23 protein-coding genes are annotated in these 26,507 nt (G+C 38.7%); 8 read left to right on the top strand and 15 right to left on the bottom strand.

All coding sequences use genetic code 11. From position 1 onward, the window contains the following. The first annotated feature begins 28 nt into the window (after nt 1-28). Nucleotides 29-502 (top strand): CYTH domain-containing protein, encoded by a 474-nt coding sequence (locus ACXAG7_RS10855; protein WP_476666814.1) that lies wholly within the window; start codon nt 29-31, stop codon nt 500-502. 54 nt (nt 503-556) lie between these two features. Here ACXAG7_RS10855 and ACXAG7_RS10850 read toward each other — a convergent pair whose 3' ends face one another. The 4 genes from ACXAG7_RS10850 to ACXAG7_RS10835 form a co-directional block, all read right to left on the bottom strand. Further along, nucleotides 557-3,700 carry a M43 family zinc metalloprotease gene (locus ACXAG7_RS10850; protein ID WP_476666813.1) on the bottom strand — a complete coding sequence of 1,048 codons (3,144 nt, stop codon included), beginning with the start codon at nt 3,698-3,700 and terminating at the stop codon, nt 557-559. A 325-nt stretch (nt 3,701-4,025) separates the two neighbouring features. Next, nucleotides 4,026-5,363 (bottom strand): sensor histidine kinase, encoded by a 1,338-nt coding sequence (locus tag ACXAG7_RS10845; RefSeq protein ID WP_476666812.1) that lies wholly within the window; start codon nt 5,361-5,363, stop codon nt 4,026-4,028. Continuing rightward, on the bottom strand, nt 5,363-6,079 hold the full coding sequence (locus ACXAG7_RS10840) for a LytR/AlgR family response regulator transcription factor (RefSeq protein ID WP_408045522.1): 717 nt from the start codon (nt 6,077-6,079) through the stop codon (nt 5,363-5,365). Before ACXAG7_RS10840 ends, ACXAG7_RS10845 begins: the two co-directional genes overlap by 1 nt. 241 nt (nt 6,080-6,320) lie before the next feature. After that, nucleotides 6,321-7,112, bottom strand: coding sequence for a lysophospholipid acyltransferase family protein (locus ACXAG7_RS10835; protein ID WP_408045523.1), 792 nt, complete (start codon nt 7,110-7,112; stop codon nt 6,321-6,323). 112 nt (nt 7,113-7,224) lie between these two features. Here ACXAG7_RS10835 and trpS point away from each other — a divergent pair, with 112 nt between their 5' ends. Both trpS and ACXAG7_RS10825 read left to right on the top strand, forming a co-directional pair. Further along, a complete protein-coding gene (trpS, locus tag ACXAG7_RS10830; protein ID WP_476666811.1) occupies nt 7,225-8,193 on the top strand; it encodes a tryptophan--tRNA ligase in 969 nt (322 codons plus the stop codon). Nucleotides 8,194-8,195: 2 nt separating this feature from the next. Further along, nucleotides 8,196-8,501 carry a DUF6370 family protein gene (locus ACXAG7_RS10825; protein ID WP_408045525.1) on the top strand — a complete coding sequence of 102 codons (306 nt, stop codon included), beginning with the start codon at nt 8,196-8,198 and terminating at the stop codon, nt 8,499-8,501. Between the two features lie 41 nt (nt 8,502-8,542). On the opposite strand, the gene ACXAG7_RS10820 is transcribed toward ACXAG7_RS10825, so the two are convergent. The 3 genes from ACXAG7_RS10820 to ACXAG7_RS10810 all read right to left on the bottom strand — a co-directional run bounded on the left by ACXAG7_RS10820 (nt 8,543) and on the right by ACXAG7_RS10810 (nt 11,158). Further along, on the bottom strand, nt 8,543-9,580 hold the full coding sequence (locus ACXAG7_RS10820) for an NADP(H)-dependent aldo-keto reductase (RefSeq protein ID WP_476666810.1): 1,038 nt from the start codon (nt 9,578-9,580) through the stop codon (nt 8,543-8,545). 62 nt (nt 9,581-9,642) lie between these two features. Next, a complete protein-coding gene (locus ACXAG7_RS10815; RefSeq protein WP_476666809.1) occupies nt 9,643-10,830 on the bottom strand; it encodes a phosphoglycerate kinase in 1,188 nt (395 codons plus the stop codon). Between the two features lie 25 nt (nt 10,831-10,855). Beyond that, complete coding sequence (locus ACXAG7_RS10810) at nt 10,856-11,158, bottom strand: YciI family protein (protein WP_408045528.1); 303 nt, start codon at nt 11,156-11,158, stop codon at nt 10,856-10,858. Nucleotides 11,159-11,253: 95 nt separating this feature from the next. Between ACXAG7_RS10810 and ACXAG7_RS10805 the strand changes: the two genes are divergently transcribed. Further along, on the top strand, nt 11,254-11,679 hold the full coding sequence (locus ACXAG7_RS10805) for a molybdenum cofactor biosynthesis protein MoaE (protein ID WP_408045529.1): 426 nt from the start codon (nt 11,254-11,256) through the stop codon (nt 11,677-11,679). Nucleotides 11,680-11,692: 13 nt separating this feature from the next. After that, nucleotides 11,693-12,223, top strand: a complete 531-nt coding sequence (locus tag ACXAG7_RS10800) for an N-acetyltransferase family protein (protein ID WP_476666808.1) — start codon at nt 11,693-11,695, stop codon at nt 12,221-12,223. Here ACXAG7_RS10800 and ACXAG7_RS10795 read toward each other — a convergent pair. Further along, on the bottom strand, nt 12,220-14,973 hold the full coding sequence (locus tag ACXAG7_RS10795; RefSeq protein WP_476666807.1) for a PD-(D/E)XK nuclease family protein: 2,754 nt from the start codon (nt 14,971-14,973) through the stop codon (nt 12,220-12,222). The genes ACXAG7_RS10800 and ACXAG7_RS10795 overlap by 4 nt on opposite strands. Before the next feature lie 161 nt (nt 14,974-15,134). Between ACXAG7_RS10795 and ACXAG7_RS10790 the strand changes: the two genes are divergently transcribed. The 3 genes from ACXAG7_RS10790 to ACXAG7_RS10780 all read left to right on the top strand — a co-directional run bounded on the left by ACXAG7_RS10790 (nt 15,135) and on the right by ACXAG7_RS10780 (nt 17,714). Beyond that, nucleotides 15,135-15,923: an amidohydrolase gene (locus tag ACXAG7_RS10790; protein ID WP_408045532.1), complete on the top strand. Its 789-nt coding sequence runs from the start codon at nt 15,135-15,137 to the stop codon at nt 15,921-15,923. Between the two features lie 804 nt (nt 15,924-16,727). Continuing rightward, on the top strand, nt 16,728-17,411 hold the full coding sequence (locus ACXAG7_RS10785; protein WP_476666806.1) for a hypothetical protein: 684 nt from the start codon (nt 16,728-16,730) through the stop codon (nt 17,409-17,411). Between the two features lie 6 nt (nt 17,412-17,417). Next, nucleotides 17,418-17,714, top strand: a complete 297-nt coding sequence (locus ACXAG7_RS10780; RefSeq protein WP_476666805.1) for a hypothetical protein — start codon at nt 17,418-17,420, stop codon at nt 17,712-17,714. A 62-nt stretch (nt 17,715-17,776) separates the two neighbouring features. Here ACXAG7_RS10780 and ACXAG7_RS10775 read toward each other — a convergent pair whose 3' ends face one another. From ACXAG7_RS10775 to ACXAG7_RS10745, 7 genes are all read right to left on the bottom strand, one after another. Next, a complete protein-coding gene (locus tag ACXAG7_RS10775; protein ID WP_408045535.1) occupies nt 17,777-18,757 on the bottom strand; it encodes an acyl-ACP desaturase in 981 nt (326 codons plus the stop codon). A gap of 41 nt (nt 18,758-18,798) precedes the next feature. After that, complete coding sequence (locus ACXAG7_RS10770) at nt 18,799-19,530, bottom strand: lysophospholipid acyltransferase family protein (protein ID WP_408045536.1); 732 nt, start codon at nt 19,528-19,530, stop codon at nt 18,799-18,801. A gap of 105 nt (nt 19,531-19,635) precedes the next feature. Further along, the gene (locus tag ACXAG7_RS10765; RefSeq protein WP_408045697.1) at nt 19,636-20,058 is read right to left on the bottom strand and encodes a hypothetical protein; all 423 of its coding nucleotides are present in this window, start codon (nt 20,056-20,058) and stop codon (nt 19,636-19,638) included. Nucleotides 20,059-20,162: 104 nt separating this feature from the next. Continuing rightward, nucleotides 20,163-20,615 (bottom strand): hypothetical protein, encoded by a 453-nt coding sequence (locus tag ACXAG7_RS10760; protein WP_476666804.1) that lies wholly within the window; start codon nt 20,613-20,615, stop codon nt 20,163-20,165. Between the two features lie 171 nt (nt 20,616-20,786). Next, nucleotides 20,787-23,441 (bottom strand): TonB-dependent receptor, encoded by a 2,655-nt coding sequence (locus ACXAG7_RS10755; RefSeq protein ID WP_476666803.1) that lies wholly within the window; start codon nt 23,439-23,441, stop codon nt 20,787-20,789. A 102-nt stretch (nt 23,442-23,543) separates the two neighbouring features. Further along, the gene (gene pgi, locus ACXAG7_RS10750; protein WP_408045538.1) at nt 23,544-25,127 is read right to left on the bottom strand and encodes a glucose-6-phosphate isomerase; all 1,584 of its coding nucleotides are present in this window, start codon (nt 25,125-25,127) and stop codon (nt 23,544-23,546) included. Nucleotides 25,128-25,129: 2 nt separating this feature from the next. Then, the gene (locus ACXAG7_RS10745; protein ID WP_408045539.1) at nt 25,130-26,440 is read right to left on the bottom strand and encodes a M23 family metallopeptidase; all 1,311 of its coding nucleotides are present in this window, start codon (nt 26,438-26,440) and stop codon (nt 25,130-25,132) included. Nucleotides 26,441-26,507: the final 67 nt, after the last annotated feature.

Here is a 26,507-nt window from a genome sequence, read left to right as displayed (position 1 = left end):
ATTCGTACAAAATTGATTTTGATTTTTTATGGCAGTTGAGATTGAACGCAAATTTTTAGTCAACTCGATGGTTTTTCGAGACATAGCATCGAAAAAAAACTACATCAAACAAGGCTTTTTAAATTCCGATAAAGAACGCGTTGTCAGAGTACGCATCAAAAATACCGAAGGTTTTTTGACCGTAAAAGGGACCTCAAACGCTGAAGGAACTACCCGTTTTGAATGGGAACGTCCTATTCCCTTGCAAGAAGCAGAGGCCTTATTACTACTCTGCGAAGATTTTATCATTGAAAAATACCGCTATTTAATCCCCGTAGGCAAACACACCTATGAAGTGGATGTTTTTTTGGGTATGAATGAAGGTTTGGTGGTGGCAGAGGTAGAACTCCAAACAGAAACAGAGCACTTTGAAAAGCCTGAATGGCTAGGTTTAGAAGTCACAGGTATTGAAAAGTACTACAATTCAAACCTCAGCGGTCATCCCTTTCAAAAATGGGACTAAAAAAATCTGCTTGAAGAGCTTCAAGCAGATCAAAAACCCTTGTAAACTTCTGCGTTATTTTTTTAGTACGCTAATTGTTTTCAAGAAATCCCTAGACTTAATTTTAAGCAAGTATATCCCACTCTTAGGCAAGGCAGTTTCTGTTAGTTGTACTGCTTGAGTTTTTGCGGGTACCGTTTTGGTATAAAGCTGTTTTCCGAGCATATCAAATACCTGAATTTGCACAGCTGCTTCACCTTGAATACTGGATAAGTCCAGTGTTGTTGATGACGAAAATGGATTTGGAAAAATGCGTACTTCTCCCAAAGCATCCTGGCGATTAACAGGTCCTGTCACTCCTTTGTTAACCGTGACAATAGGTGTATTTGCAAGCGTCTGATACGCGTAATCTAAAACAGTATACGACAAGCCATTCGATGCTACTTGTACGTGAAACCACCCGTAATGGGTTGCGTTATTTACAGTGAATTGGAATCCAATAAATCCGGTTTTACCATTCCAATTTGTATAACTACTATTGCTAACGATATAACTGTGTGATTCCGCTACAAAATTACTTGCAGCTCCTACAGTACTGCCTTCAGCGAGGTAGCTTGCCTGGTTAGAACTCCCTTCACAAACTACTTGCTTGTTATAGGTTACCAATCGTACTGAGTTACTAGAGTACCAAGCACCGTAATCTTTGTTGTCTCCAGCTTCAATTCTAAAAAACTTCCAGGTATCGCTGGCACTTACTGTAAAATCAGCCACGTCTACATATACTACTCCTGAATTACCCGTACACGGAGCACATGATCCTCCACAATCGATTCCGGTTTCATCTCCATTTTGAATGCCGTCATTACAGCTAGGAGCTGCAGCTTCCGTAATGGTTATTTTGTAATCCTCTACTTCTCCGTAGTTGAAATTCTCACAGGCTGTAGGTACTCCGTTATACTTCATACTGACACGAAGTCTCGTCGCTCCTAAAGTAGCTGTAGTTGGGACGGTGAAACTCCCAGTAACCGATGTATCCTTCGTTGCTGCTTTAGACCATACTTGCTCTCCCGCATCTTCAAAATCTCCATCCTGATTGTAATCTATCCAAACACTATAGCCTTCCGAATACACAGTTGATCTCCAACTAGGAGTAACGGTAATACTAGCTTCTTGCCCTTGTGGTAAATTCACCATACTAGTCGCTGTATAATCACCATAGCCACCACTGCTCCCTGTAGACGTATTGCTATACGAATTTACCTGAACTTTACTGATGAACTCGTCATTAGTGCTATTTCCTTTCGAAGAACAATAGGTAAGTGTTGGCGTACATGGTGCACACGAACCACCGCAATCAACTCCGGTTTCATCGCCATTTTGAATACCGTCATCACAGGTTGGCACCGGAGTCCCATCCCAGGTTTTACTCCCTGCTTTAATAGCTCCAAAAGGTTCTGTGCTATAAGCGTAATCCAATAAGGTATACGAAGAACCATCAGCATTCACTTGTACTCGAAACCATCCGTAATTTACTTTTCCTGGATAGAGTTGTAATTGAAATCCTATATAGGCAGTTTTACCATCCCAAGCTGTATACGATGCATCTCTGATTACGTGTAAATCTGGATAAGCACCTCCTGCTACCCACGAACTCTGACTGTCGATAACTGTATTGGCTGCAATTGGTGTAGGATTTCGCGTTCCGGTTTGGCAGACCAGTGCTTTTTTATAGGTTTCTAATTTTAAGGCATTGTTCTCGAAAAACGTTCCGTAACTGTTGACACTTGATTCGTGCAAGCGGAAAAAAGTCCAGGTTTTCCCTGCATTGGCAGTATAATCTGGATTGTCAAAATACACTACTTTATACGGGTCATAAAATGAAAATGAAAAACTTATCTTATCGGTATTTAGACTAGCAATTCCCCCACTAATCGCGGCATCTTTAAATTTTATAGAAGCGGCCATGTTATCGCTTTTCGCGTGATTTACCGCCTTTCCAGCGAAGCTCACTTTAACTTCTGTAGCACTGAGTACTGAGATTTGCGCTGTCACTCCTTGGGGTAAATTAGCCTCAAAATGCGTCCCTAAAGTCATGTTTCCTGAACTTTGGGCAAAGGTAGCTCCCGTCAGAGAAACGGAAGGGGTTTTGGCTTCTAATGATCCGTCATTGGCAAGAGCTTCTTCCAATAACTTATCCGAAACCACCAAGCTTCCTTTGTTTAAATTCACCCCCGTAGCTACTAAGTTTGCCGCTTGCCAAAGTGGTTTTCTCGCCGGATGCTCTAGAGCTGCCAGCATTCTATTTACCTGTCCTTGGGTATACATTTTTGCGCAGCCTGCCGCAGAATCATAGCCCATATAATTCTCGTAATTGATTAAATTACCACAATCACTGGCTCCCACGGTACATCCGTCATCACCAGAATTTGAATCTTCCTTGGGAGTGTCGGATACATAATCTCCATTAGGATCGTTACATCCGCCTTCAAAGGTATGAATCAAATTCAACCAATGTCCAAATTCATGGGTTAATACCGATGCAAATTCCTTATTCGTATTGCCGTGTAAATAGCGACCGTTATACACAACTCTCGCGGTATTGTTATTCGACATTGAGGTATTCGGATACCAAGCGACTCCTGAATTCGTCGCCTTTCCGTCGGCGTACAAATCGCCCATGATATACACATTCATATATTTGTAATTGTCCCAAGCATCCGCAGCAATCTGGTCGTCGTAACCACCTCCGTTTCCATATCCAGCTTTTTCTGGATAGAAAACTACTCCATTGGTACTACCACCATTAGGATCAATTTTAGCCAACGCAAAATTTATGCTCAAGGTCGATTTTCGACCGTCAAACACGGGGTCAATGGTATTAAAATCGTCGTTTCTACCATTGAAATCGTCATTTAATTTTTCGAGTGCTACCTTAATTTTATCGTAGGTCACGGTTTGACCGTGCTGTGTGCTACCATAAACGTGAAATACGACTGGGATGGTATAACTAGCTGCTGCCTTTTGCCGTAAGCTATTCCGATGTTTTTCAATAAATCGTTCGGTAAAGGCATTAAATTCCTCAAAAGCGCGTTTCGATTCTGGGTGCTTTGAAAATACTTTTTCATTCTCCCGCGTTACGTGGCAATCTTGGGCCACTGCGGACAGGTTTGCAAAGACTAGTAAGCATAAGAAGGGTAAAAAAATAGTGTTTAGTCTCATAATTTGTTGATTTATAATTGGTTATTCAAAACTAAAAACTAAAGCCCCTTATTATTAATATAATCCTAACCAATACAATCAATAAATTATCAATTTATATTTTATTAACTTTTTCTTTAAATTTAATTTAATTATTTAACTAAAAAGAAGAACTGCCTAACCACAGTTCTTCTCTATCAAAATTGTGAATCCCCCTAAAATCACAATCCCTTTCTTTTCGTTTAACTAAGGTACAAAACAAAAGAGCTGTAATTTTTAGGAATAAATAAGTGGAAGTAAAACGTCAACCAAAGACAATGAAGCAACAATAACTGGTGGATAAAAGCTACAGTATTTCGAGTTCCCGCAGTTTCACGGGGAATACGAGCAATACCTCGGTACCTTGTTCCCCGTCTTCCATACGATCTCTTAACTGAATCACAATGTCCTTATTATACATAAGTTCCATGCGCTCTCGTACGATGGCGATACCGTATGATTTTTTGGTTTTCGTAGTATTCTGCCTACCTTTATTCAGGCCAATTCCATTATCGAGAATCTGTATGCTCACCCAAACACCACGTTGTTGAATTTTAATCACCACACTTTTCTTACCAGCCTGTAAACTGAGCCCGTGCCAAATTGCATTTTCAATAAAAGGTTGTAAAAATAACGGAACCACTTGCAAGGACTCTAGCTCTACTGTGGTATCTACAACGGTTTCATACGTAAAACTATTTTTCAACCGCATTTGTTCGAGCTTTACATACATGGCTACTACCGTCAACTCATCGGCCAAACTAATTGCATCTTCATTAGTGGATTGCAATACCTTGCGTACCAAAGCAGAAAATTTAGTAATAAAATTGGACGCCTCTTCCACCTTATTTTGAATTACAAAATTATTGATAGAATTGAGAGAGTTAAACAAAAAATGAGGATTCATCTGGCTTTTTAAGGCGATGATTTTCAGCTTAGAAATCTGATTTTCTTGACGTAGCAACTGCAATTCGGCCTCCTGCTTTTTCTTTAAAATTTCACGAAAATTATTTCCGATTAGCAAGGCAAAGATCAAGCTTTGAACCATAGCTCCTAAAAAATAGTAAAACATGCGATGCACCTTAAATCCGAGGAGAAAATACTCTCCATAAATCATTTTCACTGAGCTGATATTCGCAAAAATTAAAAAGAACATGGAACCAAATAGCAGGTAATACACTTGGTCACGACTCACCTTTGAAAGTAGATAAAAAACATAAAAAGCACAGGCTGTTGCAAAAGGCACAGTATAGGCAACAACTTGTTTCTGCACCTCATATCCGTAGAAATACTGTACCCCTACCAGGGCCATTGCAATCGCTAACAACAGCTTTGACAAGAGTGTCACTCCGTAATCTAAGGTTGGGAAATACTCATAGCTCTTTGTCAGCTCGCGGCAAAAATGAATAAAAAACACATACCCCACATACTGAATAGAAAAACTGATATACTGATAGCTCAACTGCACAGATTCCTGAGGGAAAGCGTCTCGGACGAGATACACTACCAAACAAAACAGGTATCCACTATAATACTTATGTAACCTTCCTTTGTTTTGTAAATAAAACATAAAATGGTAGATAAACAGTACCAACATACCGCCTCGTATCCAAGAATAGAAAGCTGAATTTATATCTAAAAGCATTATTTGTCTAGGTGGAGTTTCTCTATGAGTTCATTCTTCTTTCTCCTACTTACGCTTACAATAGTACCATCACTTAAGGTAAGTTCACTATGTCCTTTGTTGTATTCCGTAACGTAATTCAGGTTGATCACATAGGAATTATGCACTCTAAAAAATTCTGGATAATCAAAGCGTTTTTGAATCTCCTTCAGTGTTTTCGTGGCAATAATCTTTTTCCCTGATTTCAAAAAAATCGTCGTATAACTCTTATCCGCCTGCAGGTACATCACAGATTCTTTTGCCACCAAATACACCTTTCCATCAGCGGCAATATTAATACGATCGACAACGAGTTTTTCTCCTTGGTACTTTTGAGTCAAATAGCGGTCTATTTTTAAAAAGGTCAGTTGTAACTCATCTAAATCGATAGGTTTTAACAAATAATCAAGGGCCTCTGCCTTTACAGCGGCAATACCGTACTCGTCGTGAGCAGTAGTAAACACTACTTCAAACGACCTCTTAGGAAACCTCTCTAAAAACGTAAATCCGTCCATTTCAACCATGTGAATATCCAAAAAAACAATATCTGGATGGTATTCGTTAATCAGATCTATCGCTACAACTGGCGAACTGCATTTGACTATCGCTAATTCATCGACGTGTTTACATTTCTTAATTTTCCACTCCAATGCTTCAAGAGCATCTTTTTCATCATCTATTAAGATAATTTTAATCATACGCGTGTGTTATCAATATTACAATGTGTAGGGATTGAGATAGGGGTTTTAACACTATTATAATACGATGCCGGTCACGTATATTTTACCTGACCGTACGGGGTTTGAATACAGGCAAACCCATTATGTTGAAGTAGTTAGTTATGTTTTAAATATACTAATTTTTTTATAACCGCCTCGATTCGGTAGTCATTCCTTTTTGCGATAATTCCAAGTGAAACAGATTCACGAGTTTCCAAGGTTATAGCGGTGACGCAAATTCCTTATCATTTCCTTCTCGATTGGTGTCTTCCATGTATTTTTTATCCGACAACAACTCACTACTAACCAAGGAGTAACACTGTTCTTTCAATTGTTTCTTATCGTCCATGCTCAGTCCTTTTGTAGGAATAAACTGAAATTGCTTTACGCGAAAGGTTCCAGGACCTCCTTTAAAAAAATCCCATGAAAAATAGCGTTTACAATCATAATACACCTGAGGTACGATAGGTATTTGATGCTCAATAGCCAAACTAAAAGCTCCGTTTTTAAAGGGGGCAAGGGCAATATTTTCAGTAGGCACCAATCCTTCCGGAAAGATTCCAATACTCGTTCCACCTCGCAGTTTCTTTTTAGCCATTTCGTATACGCGCTTTCTACTCTTACCAGAATCACGGTCGACCATAATGACTACTTTTTTGTAGAAAAACCCGAAAATCGGAATCTTTACCAGTTCTTTTTTTCCCACAAAAACAATGGGATTTTTACTTAAAATGATCATTACCCACGGGTCTAGCAGAGAAGCGTGATTCGCGATAAACATATAACTCTGATTTCTCAGTATTTCTTGTTCTTTTGATATTTTCAATCGAAATCCCATTCCGTATACCAGCACGTAGGCCCAAGCTCTGATCATTTTCCAAAACACGGGATAATACTTCTCGTGAGAAGTTAAAATCAGTAAAAAAGGCAACATCAGTAAAATGGTACTAAACATGAGTACATAAAACCAAATGCGCCAAATAAGTAAAAACGGAATTTTTAAAAACTTCATACCTGCGAATGTAGTAATTTCTTTTGTTTGAAAAATTTAAACCTTATTTTTGCTCGTCTTGTAAACTTTTACAAGAACGTTTAATCCATAATTTTATTTAGAAAAATATCCAATGGCAAGAATTTTAACAGGAGTACAAAGTACAGGAACGCCGCATTTAGGGAATTTATTGGGAGCTATTTTACCCGCTATTCAAATGGCAAATGACTCTAGTAATGAATCTTTTATCTTTATTGCGGACATGCATTCTTTAACGCAGATTAAAGATGGAGCAGAGCTACGTGAAAACACGTACAGTGTTGCTGCAGCCTGGCTTGCTTGCGGGATTGATATCGAAAAGACCATTTTTTACAGACAAAGTGATATTCCAGAAGTTACAGAGCTATCGTGGTATTTGAGCTGTTATTTTCCATTTCAACGCTTGACTTTAGCACATAGCTTTAAAGACAAAGCAGATCGCCTTGCTGATGTAAATGCAGGATTGTTTACCTATCCAATGCTAATGGCTGCCGATATTTTATTATACGATGCAGAGGTAGTTCCGGTAGGGAAAGACCAGTTACAGCACTTGGAAATCACCAGAGATGTCGCTAATAGAATCAATAATATCATAGGTGATACGCTCGTTCCACCACAGGCTAAAATTAATGAAGACACCCAGTTAATTCCTGGAACAGATGGTGAAAAGATGAGTAAATCGAGAAATAACTACATCAATATTTTCTTGCCAGACAAGAAATTAAAAAAACAGATTAATGGAATTCAAACGGACAGTACTCCGTTAGAAGAGCCGAAAGATCCGGATACTGACAATGTTTTTGCTTTGTACAAACTGCTTGCGAATGAAGAGCAGATTGCGGAAATGAGAGCAAATTACGAAGGAGGAAACTACGGATATGGACATGCTAAAAAGGCATTGTACGAATTAGTGATCGAGAAGTTTGCAAAAGAGCGTGCTCAGTACAATTACTACATGGAAAACCGTGAAGAATTGGATAAAGCGCTGGCAGTAGGTGCAGAAAAAGCGCGTACAGTTGCCAAAGAGGTATTGCAGCGATTGCGTTCGAAAATAGGATACTAACCATGAAAAATGGAATCCTAGCTGTTTTGCTCGGACTACTGAGTTACCAGTGCAGTACCCCCAATACTAGGCAAACTGTAGAGGCCTCATGTGGTCAATGTCAATTTGGTTTAAAAACCCAAAAAGGATGTGATTTAGCCATTCGCTTTGAGGGAAAAGCCTATTTTGTAAAAGGAGTTCATATCGATGATTTCGGAGATGCTCACGACCCTGACAAAGGCTTTTGCAACAGCATCAGAACTGCAACTGTTCGAGGCAATCTCAAGGATAGAATTTTTGAAGTAACCGACTTTGAATTAAAAGAATAAAAACAAAAAACCGATGAAGATTTCATCGGTTTTTTAAATTTTTAAGGTGCCGGATTGGGCATCATCTGATGCACTTGTTCAATTTCTGACAATACCTCATCTGATAACTCTATATGGATCGAGTTAATATTTTCTTTGAGTTGGTCCATTTTGGTTGCCCCAATGATATTACTGGTAACAAACGGCAACTGGTTTACATAGGCCAAGGCTAACTGTGCTAGTGTCAATCCGTGCTTTTCAGCAATTTCTTGATAAGCAATTACCGCTTTTTCTGATTGTGCCGATGAGTAACGATTAAATCTAGGAAATAAGGTAACACGGGCCCCTTCAGGAGTTTTCCCTCCTACATACTTTCCTGAGAGTACTCCAAAAGCCAATGGTGAATACGCCAACAATCCTACATTTTCACGCAAAGACACTTCAGACATACCGTATTCATACGATCGATGAATTAGAGAGTACGAATTTTGAATAGTAACAGGTCTTGGTAACTGATGTTGCTCAGACGTTTGCAAGTACTTCATCGTTCCCCAAGGGGTTTCATTTGACAAGCCAATGTGCTTAATTTTTCCCTGTTTTACAAAATCGTTCAAGGTTTCCAAAATCTCCAAGTGATTTTCCGCTTCTGCACTAGCAGAGGCATAGGGATAATCACGTACACCAAAACAATTTACACCGCGTTCTGGCCAGTGCAATTGGTATAGGTCTATATAATCTGTTTGCAAGCGTTGTAAACTTCCTTCAATAGCTTCTGTAATGGCTCGTTTACTAAACCCATCCTTTCGAATATGCGCCGTATACGCTCCTGCCCCAGCAATTTTTGAAGCCAGTACTACTTTGTCGCGATTCCCTGTTTTTTTAAACCAGGTTCCGATAATTTTTTCAGTGGCTCCATAGGTTTCTGGAGTAGCCGGTACCGCATAGAGTTCTGCTGTATCAAAAAAGTTAACCCCCTGCGCTAAGGCATAATCCATTTGTTCATGTCCTTCTGCTTCCGTATTTTGATTTCCCCAAGTCATGGTACCTAAACATATTTTAGATACTTTGACATCGGTATTGGGAAGTGTTGTATATTTCATAAGTTTATTATCAGATTTGTATTTAATTCCTATCAAAGATCACGTAACTCAAAGTGATGCTCTTAACCGATAATGGCTTCAATTCCCGGTAAGGTTTTTCCTTCCAAGCTCTCCAACATTGCACCACCTCCAGTAGATACATAACTCACCTTATCCGCAAAACCAAATTGCTTTACAGCTGCCACAGAATCACCTCCTCCAACTAACGAGAACGCTCCGTTAGCCGTAGCCGTAGCAATCGCTTCTCCTAAGGAGATTGTTCCTTTTGAAAAGTTTTCCATTTCAAATACACCAAGCGGTCCATTCCACAAAATAGTTTTCGAATTCGCAATGACTTCGGCGAACTTCTTGGTAGTTTCTGGTCCTACATCTAAGCCCATCCATCCTTCGGGAATTTCATTCGTCGCAACGAGTTGCGTATTGGCATCATTTGCAAAAGCATCTGCAATAAGTGCATCTACTGGCAAGTGAATTTCGGTATTATTGGCCTTTGCCTTCTCTAAAATTTCCAGTGCTAGATCTAGCTTATCATCTTCTACCAAAGAGTTTCCTATAGCACCTCCTAAGGCCTTAATAAAGGTGAACGTCATTCCACCTCCAATAATGATGTGATCTACTTTTTCTAAAATATTTTCGACAATACCAATTTTCGAAGAAACTTTAGCCCCTCCCAAAATCGCTGTTACCGGTTTTTCTGAATTATTTAATACTTTATCAATACTGTCGATTTCTTGAGCTAATAAGCTACCAAAGCATTTGTGTTCTGGAAAAAACTGAGCAATCACTGCAGTAGAAGCATGTGCCCTGTGTGCTGTACCAAAAGCATCGTTTACATATACATCACCCCAAGCGGCTAACTTTTCAGCAAAACCGACATCTCCTGACTTTTCCTCTCCGTAAAAACGCAAGTTTTCCAACAGTAAAATCTCACCCGGTTGTAACTTCGCTACAGCTGTAGCCACTTCATCACCGATACAATCTGCTACGAAGGTAACCTTCACTCCTAAAACTTCCGTTACTTTATCAACAATATGACGCAGTGAGTATTGATCTTCCACTCCTTTAGGACGCCCCAAATGAGACATTAAAATACAACTACCACCGTCTTCCAATATTTTGATGATAGTAGGCTTTGCTGCTTGAATCCTCGTTGCATCTGTAACTTCGAAATCAGTATTTAACGGCACGTTAAAATCTACCCTTATCAATGCTTTTTGATTGTTGAAATTATAGTCGTTTAGTGTTTTCATATGTTGTGTTATTGTTTTCGTCTGATTATTTATTAATTTTTTGCTCTAAAAGGACCTCCAGTTCCTTTGAAGTTTTCGAAGGCTCGAACTCCACGATGGTATAAGCCGCAATACCAAGGCTAACAAACGGATCTTGTTGCACCACGGCTTCTATTGCTTCTTTGCTCTCGGCTCGGGCTAAGATAATGCCGCCATCTCTCGGTACTTTCCGTCCAGAGGCTAAAAAAGTACCTCTTTGATACTGGCTGTTTAAAAAGTCTATATGAGCTTCTAAATGCTGCTCTACCTGACCTAAAGCAACCTTATACGTGAGATTGATTATAAACATAGTTTTCTGTTATGCGTCACTCCAACAAATGTACTTATTTAAAACCACTTTCCACAGTACCGACATCGCAACAAAACTTATATATTTGTTAAACTATGACGGAACAGTATTCAATACTCATTTCGGCTGATCCATTAGCACTTCAGCCCTGCTACGACTTTGTTGACGATCCTACCTGCGGGGGCATCGCCGTATTCGTTGGAACCGTGCGAAATGCCACGCAAAACAAATCGGTTACTCAACTAGAGTTCAGCACTTACAAGCCTATGGCTTTAAAAGAGATGGAAAAAATAGCCCAGCAGGCCTTGTCGCAGTTTCCCATTAAAAAAATCGCCATACATCACGCAGAAGGACTGTTACAGGTAGGAGCTATTCCGGTTGTTATCACCGTTTCCTCTCCGCATAGAAAAGCCGCTTTTGACGCCTGTCAATACGCTATCGACACACTCAAAGAAACCGTTCCTATTTGGAAAAAAGAATTTTTTGAAGACGGAGAAATTTGGGTAAATGCCCACCCCTAATACGTTGAAAACTATGCTTTACAAAAAAACCGAAACCGCACAGGAATTACTCGAAATTCAAGCACTGCAAACCGAAAACCTCCCCAAGCAATTAAATGAGGAGACTAAGTTACAGCAAGGATTCGTTACCGTTCAGCACAGCTTTGAACAATTAGAAGCCATGCATAAAATACACCCTCACTGCATTGCCGTTGATCGAGGAAAAGTAATTGGCTACGCTCTGTCTATGTCTGCTTCTTTTAGAAATGATATTGCAGTATTAAAACCCATGTTTGATCACATAGACCAAAGTGCTTATAGAACTGCTCGTTATATGGTAATGGGGCAGGTTTGCATTCATAAAGAGTACCGAGGTCAAGGTGTTTTTAGAAAGCTTTACCAAACCATGCAAACCAACTTTCAACAGGAATACGACCTTATCATCACCGAAATTGACAGCAGCAACCAACGGTCGTTAAATGCGCACAAAGCCATCGGTTTTGAAGAAGTATTGCGCTACCCTCACGGCACCCAAACATGGGTAATTGTAAGTTTGGCACTTTAGTACTTTAGATCATCCGGTTCAACAAACGGAAGATCCATCTGAAAAATCTCTCGAATATATCCTTTTAACTCAACTAAAAAATCATCCAAACGCTCTTGAGTAACAGCGTGATCAGGACTGCGGTAATTGGATGAAAAGTTCATTTTCAAGAATCCCTTTTGTAAGTTTTTAAACGAATAAATACCTGCTTCGACCGGTTTTTTAAAGTCGTGTTGTACGTGTTGTGTATACAAAAAAGTATACAACATTACCTGAATGGCTTTGTGGTGCTTTAATTCACGATAATCCTCAGTGTCCACTACTTTTAAGTTTAAGGCATCTACCTTTCCCGATTTGTAATCGATAATTCTGAGCACCCCGTTTAGTTCATCAATCCTATCTACCTGTCCGTGTATTTTTACTGGAAAATCGAGCCCTTCCACCACAATCTCTGTACTGAGTGTTTGCTCCGTTGCTATTATTTTTAAGGCATTGGCAGGGTCAGACAGCAGTTGTTTTTCACGCGTCAAGAAATTTACGACAAAGCGATTGGCAACTTCAAAAATCAACCTATTCTTCCCTGTAGTGATATCGCCATTTTTAAAGTGCTCCCCAAAATAATGAACGACCAAAGCCTTGGTTTTTTGTTGCATTTCTGCGATATTTTCAACGGTGATGAACTTTCCTTCAAAAGGTTTGTACAAAGCTTCTAAAGTATCGTGAACCACAGTCCCCATCGTATTTGCTGCAACCGTTTCTTCAACATCGTCAAATTCTTTGATTTTTAAAACCTTTTGTTTGTAAAAGGCCATCGGATTGTACAGGAAGTTTGTCAAAGCCGAAGGAGAAATCCCTTTGTTCGCCAACTGTTGCAGTTTTTCTAAGACGGCAGCATTCTTCTGAACTTCCTTTACAATTGGGGTCGTATTGTGAATTTTAGGACTGACGCTTTTTTCACGTATATCGCCTCGCATCAATTGCAGTTGCGTAATAAAACGACTCTTTTCCCCACTTCCAAATACATCGTGTTCCGTATTGTAAAGAAGGTAAATATTTTTGGCTCGCTGTAAGAGTCTAAAAAAGTGATAAGAAAACAACGCATCCTTCTCTTTGTAGGTAGGCAATCCAAAAGACACCTTGATATCGTAGGGAATAAAGGAATTCTGTTGGTGATTTCCGGGTAATATTCCCTCATTTACAGACGTGATAATAACATTTTCAAAATCCAACACCCTCGTTTCTAACACCCCCATTAATTGCAAGCCCTGTAATGGCTCTCCCTGAAACGACAAACTTTCCGATTGAATGAGCTGACGAAAAAACTGCTGTAAGGTTTTAAGGTCTTGAATATATTGGAAGGAATCGTGAAGATTTTGAAGCTGAACAAAAGCGGTGTAAAATCGGAATAAGTACTCTTTTTCCAGTTCATTGGCACCGTCTTTCAGCACTTCTAGCATTTGAATGATTCGGTTGAGAAACTCCTGAATATTACTAAAAGGACGAAACAAACTCAGCAGAGTATTTTTAGAGTTACCTTCCAATTCTGCGAAAAACGAAACGATTTTGGTATAACTGACAAAAGTAGTGTTTGTCGCCACAATTTGCTCGGTAAACTGCTCTGAAATATTGGTATCAGAAACGTATAACAACTTGTAAATTGCAGGATGCTTGAGCACAGAAATTACATCCTTGTAATAAAACATGTCCTTTTTTCCCTTTTGCAGTTTATCTTGATTTAAGTACAAACGAAACAAGGAAAAAATTAAGGCCGTAGTAGGAACGTCTTTCAACGGATATCCCATGGTAATATTGACTGCCTTAACTGCCTCTGGCAACGAATTCAAGGTGATGGGAAGCAAACTCTCATCAGCCAATACCAGCGCCGTATTATTAAAGTTCGGAAGCTTTGATAACAATTCTCCTGCATACTTTATTTGGGTAATATTTTTAGAGGCCCCAATGACTTCTATGTGTTTCTCTTTTTTAAAGTTAGAAACTACATTCGCTATCTCATGCTGCTTGTAGTATGGCCATCGGGTTGCGTATTTTCTCAAAAAACTTCCGGCTTGATGAGTGCTTTCGTAAAAACTTTCATCTATATCCCAATACACTTCTGCAACTCCCGCTTCTAACATGGCTTGGAATAAGGTTTCCTCAGCAGCATTCAGGGCATTGAACCCGATAAAATAATAACGAGTGTCCTTCTTTTTTTGTATAAAATCTGCAATTTTCTTGACTGACTCTCTGTAAATAACTCCCTGATAACCTATACCTCGCTCCAACAAAAATGAGTAAAATTTTTGGTAAATCTGATATAGCTTTTCCATAAAAGCTAGGTGATTTTTCAACAATTCTGTTTCTTGAGTTTCTTCTGATAAGTTCCACTGCTGAATGCGGTGCACATCGTAGAGGTATTCGAATATTTTTTTCGGGTCAATTAGGTGCTGATCAATTTCATTAAAGTCCTGAACAACGGTAAATGCCCAGGTTGAAAAGGCCGCGAAGTTATCGGGCTGTTCTTCGACTTCCTTGTACAGTCCGTACAGATGAAAAAGCAGTTGAATAGAATCGACTTTCTGCATTTCAGAAACTTCTTCAATAAAGTCACCTATATTTCGAATTTTAGGTAGAAATCCTGCTGAAATTTTATGTTTTAGTAGCTCTTTTACAAATACTCCCGCACGCTGTGAAGGCAATATAAGTTCTACATTTTCAAAAGATTGCTCTTTTTGAACAATGATTTCCAAAGTTTCTGAAATAAACGACTGCATGATTCCTATTTAATAAAGCAAAGTACAATTTTTATTTAATACCCATGTTTTCTAAGTCCCTGAAAAACACCTTGATTTTTAGCTCCAAATTATCGTTACCTTCAGTGGGACAGACTGAAAAAAGTTGTGTAATTTTGAGGGAGTTACCAAAAAGAATAAAGATGAATACGACTTTGCAAGCTGCTCTTATCCAAACGGATATTGCCTGGGAAAATCCCGAGAAAAATCGGTTGCTCTTAGCCGAGAAAATTGCAGCACTCCCTTCGAATACCGATTTAATTGTGCTCCCCGAAATGTTCAGTACCGGTTTTAGCATGCAGCCAGCCAGCGTTGCCGAAACCATGGACGGAACTACCTTAGCATGGATGAAAACCCAAGCGAAAGAAAAAAATGCAGCCATCACCGGCAGCATCGTGATTAAAGAAGGTAGTACAGAGCCTAGCTATCACAATCGCCTGTTGTTTGTATACCCCAATGGAGAGGTTGCGTATTACGATAAGAAGCATTCCTTTACACTTGCAGGCGAAGAAAAAGTGTATACCGCAGGGAATGAACGTAAAGTTATAAAGTACAAAGGCTGGCGCATTTGTCCGCTTATTTGCTATGATCTAAGGTTTCCCGTTTGGTCAAGAAATACCGAACATTACGATCTTTTGCTCTATGTAGCGAGTTGGCCTACCGTTCGTGTGCAAGCATGGGATAGCCTATTAAAAGCCAGAGCAATAGAAAACCTCAGTTATACCATAGGTGTCAATCGCATAGGCCTCGATGGTAATAATTTTGATTATTCAGGAAATTCTGCCTGCTACAATGCCCTAGGCGATCAGCTCGCTTACGATAATTCAGGAACCGCAACCACCCTATTGGTTGCCTTGGATAAAAACAGCCAAGATGAACTGAGAAAAAAGTTGAATTTCTTAGCAGATAGAGATGCCTTCACTTTGACGTAAGCACCTTCATTTTACGTTGTTAAAACCAGCCTTAATAGGAGCTTCGATTTTTTACTTCCTGGACTTCTATCTTTATCATGGAATGAGCTTCTGTTTCAGAAAGAAGTTCATTTTTTTATATCCTTACTGTTCTTTAACCCCTTCAAAACCACCTCTAGCTATCCTTCACTAAACCACTAACTACCCACCAGTTACACCAAAAACCCCATTCTAAACACCCCTATTTGACTTTACCCTATCTTCTTCTATCTTCACCCTACCGCTGCAAAAAACAGTTGCTGAGAAAAGTGACAAATAAATCCGTTGCAAAAACAGTTGCAGGGAAAAGTGACAAATAAATCCGTTGCAAAAACAGTTGCAGGGAAAAGTGACCAATGAATACGTTACAAAAAACAGTAGCTGGGAGAAGTGACAAATGAATCTCCTACAAAAAATCAATTACGGGAAAGGAGACAAATAAATCCGCTACAAAAAACAGTAGCTGGGAAAAGTGACAAATGAATCTCCTACAAAAAACAATTACGGGAAAGGAGACAAATAAATCCGCTACAAAAAACAGTAGCTGGGAAAAGTGACAAATGAATCTCCTACAGAAAAAACAATTACGGGGAAAGAAACTAATAAATCCATTGCAAAAAACAGTAGCTGGGAAAAGTGACAAATGAATCTCTTACAAAAAAAACAATTACGGGGAAAGAGACTATTACGAGTGATTTGAGCTGTGGTATCTAATGTACATCAGCGCAAAGAATACACCTAGGTGATGGGTAAACTAACCCTGAACAATTAATTAAAAAAAGTGCTATGAAAAAAATGCTAAAAAAAACACGAAACATACTGCGTAGTAAAAGCAGTAACAAGAAATTAGCTACTACTAAAGAGCTAGATGCTAAAAAACACCTGCTAAACGAGCTCATAACAAACCGCAAACTGGAGTATTGCCAACCGGTAGTCCAGTATTTGAATAGCTTAGTTAATACAAAAGAAGCTTTTATCTATAATCCTTCCCCCGGAGATACTGGAGTGCTTACAATAAAAACCTTACATAAGATTATTCGTAGCACTCGGAATATGCGCCTACTTTTCAATAAAGATTCACTCCATACCAAACAGCAATCGGGGAGTTTTACTCATTTAATATACGTAATCACTAACCCGCAGAAACGACAAGTGTCTCGTTTGAGAAAGGAAATGCAAGGCAACGGAAAACAATTGGTATCGCCATTCGCTACCCTAGCCCCGCCATTGCCCATTCAACATCCACAAGGCCCTCCTACAAAACTTAAAAATCTTCTTTGCCATCATCCTATCGTAAAGAAAGCAGTAACGAATCAGTACCTAAATTCCATCACCATGAAATTATCAAAAACTACCAATCAAAATGAACGCGAGAAAATACTTATAGACATCGCTTTTGTACAAATTGCCCAGCACAAGACTTTCAATCACGATGAAGTCTGGGATGAAGTATTACACCGCATAAGTTAACGAATCATGGAAATTGTTTGGACCCAATTGGCAAAAGCCAGCTATTTTGAAATTGTTCATCAGCTTGCAGAAAAATGGGCGCCTTATGAATTGAAAATATTTGTGGACACCACAAATGATGTACTTACTGAAATTCAAGAACAACGGGCAATATCCAATAGTCTTTTCGATGAACTGGAGACATACAAAGAACACATCAATGATAGCTGTTTACTTATCTATTTAATTGAACGCAATAATAACAACCTGTTTATTCTTTGCTTTTCTTCAACTATGCTCCTTGATTTCTATAGGAAAGGCTAATTCCAAAAAAATGCCCTTTGAATTTAACAAAGGGCATTTTTATAGTGTCGATATTTTGAATTTTAAGCAGGAATCATCCACTTAAAATTAAATTTGGTATTAGGAACCACAATACGCTCTGTAATTCGATACATGCGCTCTGGTAGCTTCATCAAATAATCTCGTGCCTTCTCAGCCTCTGGCGATAAATTTCCTATTTTATCAATTTCCCAAGTTTCATTTAACTTTTTGAGTATATCAACATAGTCAAAACCTGTATATACACCTATGCGCTGTGCTACGGTAGAAAAATCGTCAAACAAACTCCCCTTCTCACCGAAAGATTCGCGTAAATGCATCGCAGGCATCACAATTTTATGTTTCATCATATGCTGGAAAGCCAACATCATTTCACTGGGGTCAATTGCAAAAATCTCTTTTACAAACTCCGAATATGCTAAGTGATGACGCATCTCATCTCCAGCAATAATTCTCGACATCTTAGCCAATGCCTTGTGTCCTTTTTTCTTTGCAATCTTCGCCACGTTTAAATGTGATATGTACGTAGCTAATTCCTGAAAAGAAGTATACACAAAGTTTTTATAAGGATCCGTAGCAGTACCGATATCAAAACCGTCAGAAATTAAGTGTTGCGTAGTAATTTCTACCTCGCGCATATTCACTCTTCCCGACAAATACAAGTATTTGTTAAGTACGTCACCGTGACGATTTTCTTCTGCTGTCCAAGCGCGAACCCATTTCGCCCAACCGTTATCTGGTTGCTGCGTGACACCGTCCAAGTCTAATAACCAAGACTCATAGGTAGGCAACGCCTCTTCCGTAATCGTATCTCCGACGAGTACCACCCAAAAGTCGTCGTCCAACTCTTTTGAGATCTCTCTAATTTCCTGAACCTCTTCAATGAAATTGTCCTGCTGTGAGTTTGGCAAAAAATCTGTTGGCTGCCAAATCTTCTCAATAGGAATCAAAAATTTGTCTACAAAACTGTCAATATTTTTTTCCAGCGTTTGCATTACTTCCTTTCTAATGTTCTGTATAGACATAGTATTTAAGGGGTTTTATAATTTATTGTTGTTTGTTCTCATTAAGCATGCACCCCTGATTTCACAGTTTCTTCTACCGTTGCTAACAATTCGTTAAACGGCTTGCTCGAAACCTTAATAGGCGCATGTGTATCAATGGTAATAGGACTCCCTACCCCTAAAGGATATTTTCCGTATCGGAAAACCTTCCATGAGTTATTAATAGACAAGGGTACAATGTACGCTTCAGGATTGTATTTTACAATCATCTTTAACCCATTAGCCGCAAAAGGCTTTGGAGCTCCTTTTCTACTTCGCGTTCCTTCCGGGAAGATCACTGCAGACCAGGTATTTTTATTAATCCTTTTGGCAAACTTTCCAAGCTCAGCCAAAGCCTGCTTACCATCTTTTCTATCAATAAGGGCAGCACCCCCGTGTTTTAAATTAAATGAAATACTAGGGATTCCTTTCCCTAACTCCTTTTTAGAAACGAATTTTGGCCAATGCTTGCGGAAATACCAAATAATCGGCGGAATATCAAACATCGATTGATGGTTAGAAACGAAAATCAAAGTCGCATCTTTTGGCAATGTGTGCTCATTATTCACCTTCACGCGAATCCCCAAAATTAATAGAGACTTATTCAGAAACCAATTCATTATGTTAACGACGCGCTGATGTCCCTTTCCTCCAAAAACTTTTAACCCTATCCACTGCAATGGATGAAAAATCAACAAGAGTATAAAAAATACTAAAGCGAATATAGGAGACAGAATATGACTGATAATTTTCACGAATACTTTTAATTTAAAATGAATATCAAAAAGTCTATTGGAGACTTTTAAAAACTAAAAACACAAAAATAAAAAATCCCGCGGATGCGGGACTATATAATTACGTTAAAACCAATTACTCCAAGGAATTCTTGTTAAAACTAATAACAAAGCTATTCCGTAGAAAATGCTAAAGGTTTTAAACTTTGATTCACTTTTTACCTGCTTTTTGTGCTTAGACCACCCGATAGTAATAAAAACAATCGCTGCAATCATCGCTATAGGATGTTCGAGTGCCAATAAACGCGCACCAGCATCCTTCATTACTTCTCCTCCATTTGACTTTAAAGCCTTGTACCAAGGAGACATAAAATACCAACCTAAACCTATCAAAAGTTGAATATGACTTGTGATCAAGGTGAGTAATCCCAATCGGAATTCTTTATGTGTGAACTCCTTCTTTTTAACCATACCAATAACGGCGTTAATTACGGTAAAAGTTAAAAGTGCTAGCACTATATAAGCCCAATACGAGTGGATAGTTTTCATAATCATGTCTGTCGTTTTTGTTATCGCAAATTTACTGAATTTTAACCACAAAAAAACCACCTAAATACATTAGATGGCTCTTGTAATCGTTTTTATGTCCGTTATTATTGCTTTTGCAATACGTACTTTTCTCCGTCATGAACTACGTTCATAACCATAACATCATCACCTGGCATCCACACATTGTAGGTGACAGCGACTTTTTGTCCCGATTTGTACTGCGGGAACCTCTTTAATAAAATCGTACTGATTTTTGCCAATCGTGCTGTAATGGTCTCCTCATCATATCCTTCACGAATATCGAAATTACTAAATCCTCCATTTCCAACCATTGCGTAATCTTCATCAGTCAGCGTATAACTAGCTTCCTCTTCTTGACGAATCGTATGTATTGAATTACTTAGGGGAAAAGAAAAATTAGGTGCATTCAATGAATAAGATACCACCGCCTTTAAAGCTACTTCCGCAGAAGTATTGGCAGCAGAAACATTGGCTAGGGGGGTAATGGTGCACAAACACACCAAAAACAAACTCAATGATCGAATGTTCTTTATCATAATTCTGCTAAAATTTTATGCGCACAAATCTACTGAAAATTTACGATATGTTAATTTTATTAACAACTGTTTAAGGTTTCTCTAACAGTTACAAGCTCCGTCAAGTATTCGCTACAAGTATAAAAAAAACCACCCGATTGGGTGGTTTTTAGATGGTAATTGGTAGTATTCTTAGAAGTTAAACTTCACAGAACCATTCCAAGTTCTTCCGAATCCGAAGTACACTCTGTTACGAGTATCTATACCTCTCCAAGTAGAAGTAGTACTAGCATCTACGTGTTGGTTGGTAAATCCGTCAGAAATATATGTTTCGTTCGCTAAGTTGTTAACGTTGAATCTGAAGTTGATTGATTTTCTACCTCCTAAGTTCCACTTGTAAGAAACACCAGCATCGATTAATGCGTGTCCTGGTAATTCTAATGAACCTCTTTGGTTAGCAGCGATTGTAGTAAAATCAGTTGGGTTGATTCTAGAATATAATCTAGAAGCATAGAACTGACTTAAGTCAAATTTCAATCCTTCAGTTACTTTATAAGTGAATCCTAATCTTGCAGTAGTTTGAGCAGCATCACCTACTTTAACACCGTCTAAATAGAAAGGAATATCAGCTTTTACTAAGGTGTTATCTTGATCGTACTCAGTTCCGATAGCGTTTCCTTTGTATTGGAAGTCACCGTAAGAGAACATACCTTCAACAGTTAATGGACCAAAGTTAGCTAAAGCCTCAACTTCAACTCCCATGTGTACTTGCTCTACTCCGTTTACTTGTACGAAGTTATTTCTAGCACTTCCGTTAGCTCTTAAGAATCTGTCTTTCCAAGAAGTTCTATATAAGTTAACTTTTACGTTGTAGTTTTCATGTTTGAAACCGTATCCTGCTTCAACTCCGAAAATCTTCTCGTTTGTTAAGAATGGGTTTACGTTGTTGTTAACGAAGCTCGTGTACACAGCGTCAAATAATGGTTGCTTAGAGTAGTAACCTGTATTTGCAAATACATTGTGTTGCTCATTGATGTTCCAGTTGATACCTCCCTTGATGTTTCCACCTAACAAGCTCTTGAATCCTGACTTTTGATCAGCAGGAGCTAAGTTAAAGTAGTCAACTCTTTGGAAAGCCTGACGAGAAGCACCCCCTTGAAGGAAAGCAGAAATATCGTCGTTCTTGTACTCAACTTGACCGAATACACCGATCCAGTTTACGTCACCGTCATTGTAGTACTCGATTTTTTCTTGCTCAGAAATGTTTTGCCATGGGTTAAAGCTAGGTGAAGCCTCAACAAATTGCGTGATGTTTCTGTTAGGATTGTTCTTATCTCTGTTATCTACATATCCAGTAGCTCCTAATAAATCATTAACTACTCTGTAGTGAATTCCTTTGTAAGTTCTTAAATCAACTCCTAAATCCCAGCTTAAGTTTTCGTTAGCATCGTTGTGGAAGTTAGCGATCATTCCGTACCAGTTGTGAGAGTTCATAGAAGCTCTTCTTGTTAAACCGTTACTTCTGTCGTTGATAGTGCTTGTTCTGTCAGCTCCGAAATCAGGTACACTTCCTCCAGAGTTCCACTTTACGATATCGTCGAAACGAACGATTCCGTTTTGGTCTCTTAAAGTAGAGCTAAAATCTCTAGTTCCGTTAACATTTCCAATAGGACCTGTTCCACCTCCACGTCCCCAAGACGCGTAAATGATAGACGATAACTTAGATGACTCGTTGATTTGCCAATCGTAGTTTAACGACATTACTGGCTTGTGGTAGAAGTTTCTTCTGAAAGAGAACTCTTCTCCGTTTAAATATCCCCAAGCACTGTTGTACTTGATGTTTGGCTCATCGTTAGATCCGAACTTTTGGTAAGTCGAAATAGACTCTCCCCAAGTTCTTTGGTGGTGCCATTGTGGAGCACCTGTAAAAGTAAACTCTAAAGAGTGATCATCATTGATTTCGTATCCGAAAGCGATGAAGTAGTTGTGTCCTAAAAATTTAGTTCCGTCAACATATCCATCTCCTTGTGTTCTACTGAATAATACAGAAGTAGATAATCCGTTATCCATTTTTCCAGTAGCGTAAGAAGCTTTGAACTTCATGTAACCGTCATTACCAAATCCAGCAGATACACTACCACCTTCTCTTTGCTCAGAAGTTTTAGTAATTACGTTAATAGTACCTCCAACTGAAGAGATCGCTAACTTAGAAGAACCTAAACCTCTCTGCACTTGCATAGCAGAAGTTACATCAGATAAACCAGCCCAGTTAGACCAGTATACCCATCCGTTCTCCATATCGTTAACCGGCATACCGTTGATCATAACCGCAGTGTTTCTTTGATCGAAACCACGGATGTTGATACGAGCATCACCGAAACCTCCTCCTGATTTAGTAGCATATACTGAAGGAGTAGATCTTAAAACTTCTGGGAATTCCTGAGATCCTAATTTCTCTTCAATAATAGCTGCCTTAATCGTAGAAGCAGCAACAGGAGTTTGTCTGTCTTTTACAACGTCAATTACTCCTTGAACTACAACCTCCCCTAAAATATTAGAAGGCTCTAATTCGATAGTTCCTAAATCAGCTGAAGTAAAAGCTACTTCTTTTGATTCGTAACCAACAAATGAAATCACAACTACTCCTGAGTTTGATTTTACGTTTAACATAAACTTTCCCTCAAAATCAGTAGAAGTACCATTAGAAGTACCTTTAGATACTACGTTGGCTCCCGGTAATGGTTCTCCCATTTCGTCAACCACAGTACCCGTGATTTTAGTTTGTCCTAAAACTGTTGCTGTCACAAAGAACAAGGCTAACAGTAATACATTTTTAAAATTTCTCATTGTCTAATCTAATTGTTATTAAATAGCTGGAGCAAAATTCCAATTTTTAGAGATTCCCAATATTAACTTAATGTTAAGTTTTTTAACATTCCTTTAAGTTTGCTAATTTGTAATTTTTTGCGATTCCAGTATTTTTTTAGCCAATTCTTTACCTAATTCCACTCCAAATTGGTCAAAAGAATAAATATTCCATAAAATTCCTTGGACAAACACTTTTTGTTCATACATAGAAATTAACATTCCGAGTGTTTCGGGCGTCAATTTTTCGAAGAGAATTATGTTCGACGGACGGTTTCCTGTGAAGGTTTTGAAGGGTAAAAGCGTACTTAATTGATCCAACTCACCTTTTACTTTGAGTTCCAAATGAACATCTTCACGGGTTTTTCCAAAGGCAAGCGCCTGAGGTTGAGCATAAAAGTTAGCCATTAGCTTGCTGTGATGCTCCTCTTCTTTATATAAAGATTCTTTATATCCAATAAAATCAGCAGGAATCATCTTAGTTCCCTGGTGTAACAATTGCATGAATGAATGTTGCATGTTGGTTCCGACACCTCCCCAAACAATACTCCCTGTTTGATAGGTTACGGGGTTCCCATTGCGATCAACACCTTTACCATTACTCTCCATAGAAGCCTGCTGTAAGTATTCAGGGAACTTTGATAAGTAATGAGAATAGCTCAAAATAGCCTCCGATTCACAATCGTAAAAATTAGTGTACCACAAACCAATAAGTCCCATCAAGACAGGAATATTGTTTGAGAACTCGGTATTTCTAAAGTGCTGATCCATTTTTTCAGCACCGTCTAACAAGGCCCTGAATTGATCAAAGCCCAAAGCTAATGCGATGGATAAACCAACTCCTGACCAAAGTGAAAAGCGACCACCAACCCAATCCCACATCGGGAATACATTCTTCTTATCGATTCCGAAGTCAACTACAGCCTTTAAATTGGTAGATACCGCAACAAAGTGTTTAGCTACATCGAATACCGTTGCTGATTTTAAAAACCAATCTCGAATCGTATTCGCATTCGTCAGAGTTTCTTGCGTGGTAAAGGTTTTTGAAACGATCACAAACAAGGTCGTTTCCGGATTCAAGTCCTTAATAGTTTCAAATACGTGATCACCGTCGACGTTAGAGACGAAATGCGTATTCAATTTATTTTTATAAAATTTAAGCGCTTCAACCACCATCATAGGGCCCAAATCTGATCCACCAATACCTATATTAACAATATCTGTAATTGGTTTATCTGTATACCCTTTCCATTTTCCTGAGATCACCTTATTACTAAAGGCTTTAATTTTGCGCAGTGCCGTTCTGATCTTTGGCGTTACATCTTTGTCATCGACGTAAATTGGAGCTTCTGAATTGCTTCGCAGTGCCGTATGAAGCACCGCCCTCTTTTCAGTAGCATTGATTTTATCACCTGTGAAATACTTTTCAATAGCATCTTTTAAATCCACTTCTTCAGCGAGATCCACCAAATGCTTCAGTGTTTCTTGATTGAGCAAGTTTTTTGAAAAATCGAAACTCAAGGCATCAAAGTTGCGTGTAAAATTTTCTTGTCTATTCGCGTCTTCTTTAAATAATTTTTTGAGCTGAAACTCTTTTGCTTCTGAATAGTGTTTTTCCAATTCTATCCAGGCCGCCGTTTGAGTAGGGTTAATGTTCTTTAATGCCATAGTTAAAAGTTCTCTATAATTTCATGTCCCTTCGGTAGGGAATCTGTTTTTTTCTTCAATAATAAGGTATCTATTGCTAATTCCGGATACTTAATTCCTTCCAATTGCTTTTTTAGAGGTGCTATATACTTAAAATACCTAGGTTTTATACTGTCATTTAAAGGTTTTGCCGAGGGTAATTTTTCGCGAAATGGATCTACTTGACGTCCGTATTTCCAAAAGCGATAGCATACGTGTGGCCCGCTCGTATTACCAGTCATTCCAACCCAACCGATAATAGCTCCTTGTTTTACGTAATCTCCAACGCGAACATTTCGACGTTTCATATGCAGGTATTGGGTGGTATAGGTACTGTTGTGTTTTACCTTTACGTAATTTCCGTTTCCTCCTCTTCTGGCCGATTCTACCACTGTTCCACTTGCTGTAGTCATAATAGGCGTCCCATAAGGTGCCGCAAAATCAGTTCCTTTGTGTGGACGAATTCGGTTACCGTATAGTTTGATTCTCCTTCTCAAATTATACCTCGACGAAATTCTATATTGGAATTTAATAGGAGAGCGCAAAAAAGTACTGCGAAGCATATTCCCTTTCTCGTCGTAAAACTCCGCTACATTCTTTACCGTATCTGCCACGAACTGGTAGGCGTACAAATCTTCTCCTTTGTGCTTAAAAATGGCCGCTTTTACCTCTCCATATCCAACAAATACCGTATCGTTAATAAATTTTTCTTCGTAGATCAATTTAAATTTATCACCCTTTTGCAATCTGTAAAAATCTAGGGTCCAAGCATAAATATCTGCGACTCTATTGGTCAACCCTGGTCGTAAACCCAAACTATCCATGGTAAAAGACAGGTTGGTTTTAATTTCACCGGCAATGGTTTTCTCAAGTACTTTAATTTTTTTGCGATGGTTGTAGGCAGTAATGGTAGAATCTTTAAAATCGATTACCGTTGCAGCTACTTTATTGTGTTTGTAAATAAATACTTTGGCCTGTTTTAAAGAATCTTTTGAACTCAGTACTACATAGGGTTTCCCTGCTCCGATGCGGCGAACGTCAAAAGTATCCTTAATGGTAGCAGCAATTTTATTGATTTTGGGGTACAGTACGTGATGTCTGTCTAAGATCACCCCGAAACTCTCTCCGTTTTTTATAGTATCGTGGGTTACGTGATAATCTGCTATGTCATACCCATATAGCAGTACGGGTTTAGGTTTTGCAATTTTTTTTTCAACAATGGGTTCCTTTTTCGCCTCCTCCTTACAAGCAAAAAAGACTACCATCGATACGAGTAGTAGGATTGTTCTTTTCAAAAAATGGTTGTTTTTTATTGGCCAATAATCGCAAAAATACAAATATTTATGTTGCTTCTTTACAATT

Source organism: Tenacibaculum sp. AWR4_210 (assembly GCF_056160945.1).
The sequence above is the reverse complement of the archived record's forward strand: the minus strand, read 5'-3'. Positions and strand labels throughout refer to the sequence as shown.

Coding starts and splice junctions, on each gene's coding strand:
- ACXAG7_RS10855 (WP_476666814.1), top strand. CDS start 29: ATGGCAGTTGAGATTGAACGCAAATTTTTAGTCAACTCGATGGTTTTT.
- ACXAG7_RS10850 (WP_476666813.1), bottom strand. CDS start 3,700: ATGAGACTAAACACTATTTTTTTACCCTTCTTATGCTTACTAGTCTTT.
- ACXAG7_RS10845 (WP_476666812.1), bottom strand. CDS start 5,363: ATGCTTTTAGATATAAATTCAGCTTTCTATTCTTGGATACGAGGCGGT.
- ACXAG7_RS10840 (WP_408045522.1), bottom strand. CDS start 6,079: ATGATTAAAATTATCTTAATAGATGATGAAAAAGATGCTCTTGAAGCA.
- ACXAG7_RS10835 (WP_408045523.1), bottom strand. CDS start 7,112: ATGAAGTTTTTAAAAATTCCGTTTTTACTTATTTGGCGCATTTGGTTT.
- trpS (WP_476666811.1), top strand. CDS start 7,225: ATGGCAAGAATTTTAACAGGAGTACAAAGTACAGGAACGCCGCATTTA.
- ACXAG7_RS10825 (WP_408045525.1), top strand. CDS start 8,196: ATGAAAAATGGAATCCTAGCTGTTTTGCTCGGACTACTGAGTTACCAG.
- ACXAG7_RS10820 (WP_476666810.1), bottom strand. CDS start 9,580: ATGAAATATACAACACTTCCCAATACCGATGTCAAAGTATCTAAAATA.
- ACXAG7_RS10815 (WP_476666809.1), bottom strand. CDS start 10,830: ATGAAAACACTAAACGACTATAATTTCAACAATCAAAAAGCATTGATA.
- ACXAG7_RS10810 (WP_408045528.1), bottom strand. CDS start 11,158: ATGTTTATAATCAATCTCACGTATAAGGTTGCTTTAGGTCAGGTAGAG.
- ACXAG7_RS10805 (WP_408045529.1), top strand. CDS start 11,254: ATGACGGAACAGTATTCAATACTCATTTCGGCTGATCCATTAGCACTT.
- ACXAG7_RS10800 (WP_476666808.1), top strand. CDS start 11,693: ATGCTTTACAAAAAAACCGAAACCGCACAGGAATTACTCGAAATTCAA.
- ACXAG7_RS10795 (WP_476666807.1), bottom strand. CDS start 14,973: ATGCAGTCGTTTATTTCAGAAACTTTGGAAATCATTGTTCAAAAAGAG.
- ACXAG7_RS10790 (WP_408045532.1), top strand. CDS start 15,135: ATGAATACGACTTTGCAAGCTGCTCTTATCCAAACGGATATTGCCTGG.
- ACXAG7_RS10785 (WP_476666806.1), top strand. CDS start 16,728: ATGAAAAAAATGCTAAAAAAAACACGAAACATACTGCGTAGTAAAAGC.
- ACXAG7_RS10780 (WP_476666805.1), top strand. CDS start 17,418: ATGGAAATTGTTTGGACCCAATTGGCAAAAGCCAGCTATTTTGAAATT.
- ACXAG7_RS10775 (WP_408045535.1), bottom strand. CDS start 18,757: ATGTCTATACAGAACATTAGAAAGGAAGTAATGCAAACGCTGGAAAAA.
- ACXAG7_RS10765 (WP_408045697.1), bottom strand. CDS start 20,058: ATGAAAACTATCCACTCGTATTGGGCTTATATAGTGCTAGCACTTTTA.
- ACXAG7_RS10760 (WP_476666804.1), bottom strand. CDS start 20,615: ATGATAAAGAACATTCGATCATTGAGTTTGTTTTTGGTGTGTTTGTGC.
- ACXAG7_RS10755 (WP_476666803.1), bottom strand. CDS start 23,441: ATGAGAAATTTTAAAAATGTATTACTGTTAGCCTTGTTCTTTGTGACA.
- pgi (WP_408045538.1), bottom strand. CDS start 25,127: ATGGCATTAAAGAACATTAACCCTACTCAAACGGCGGCCTGGATAGAA.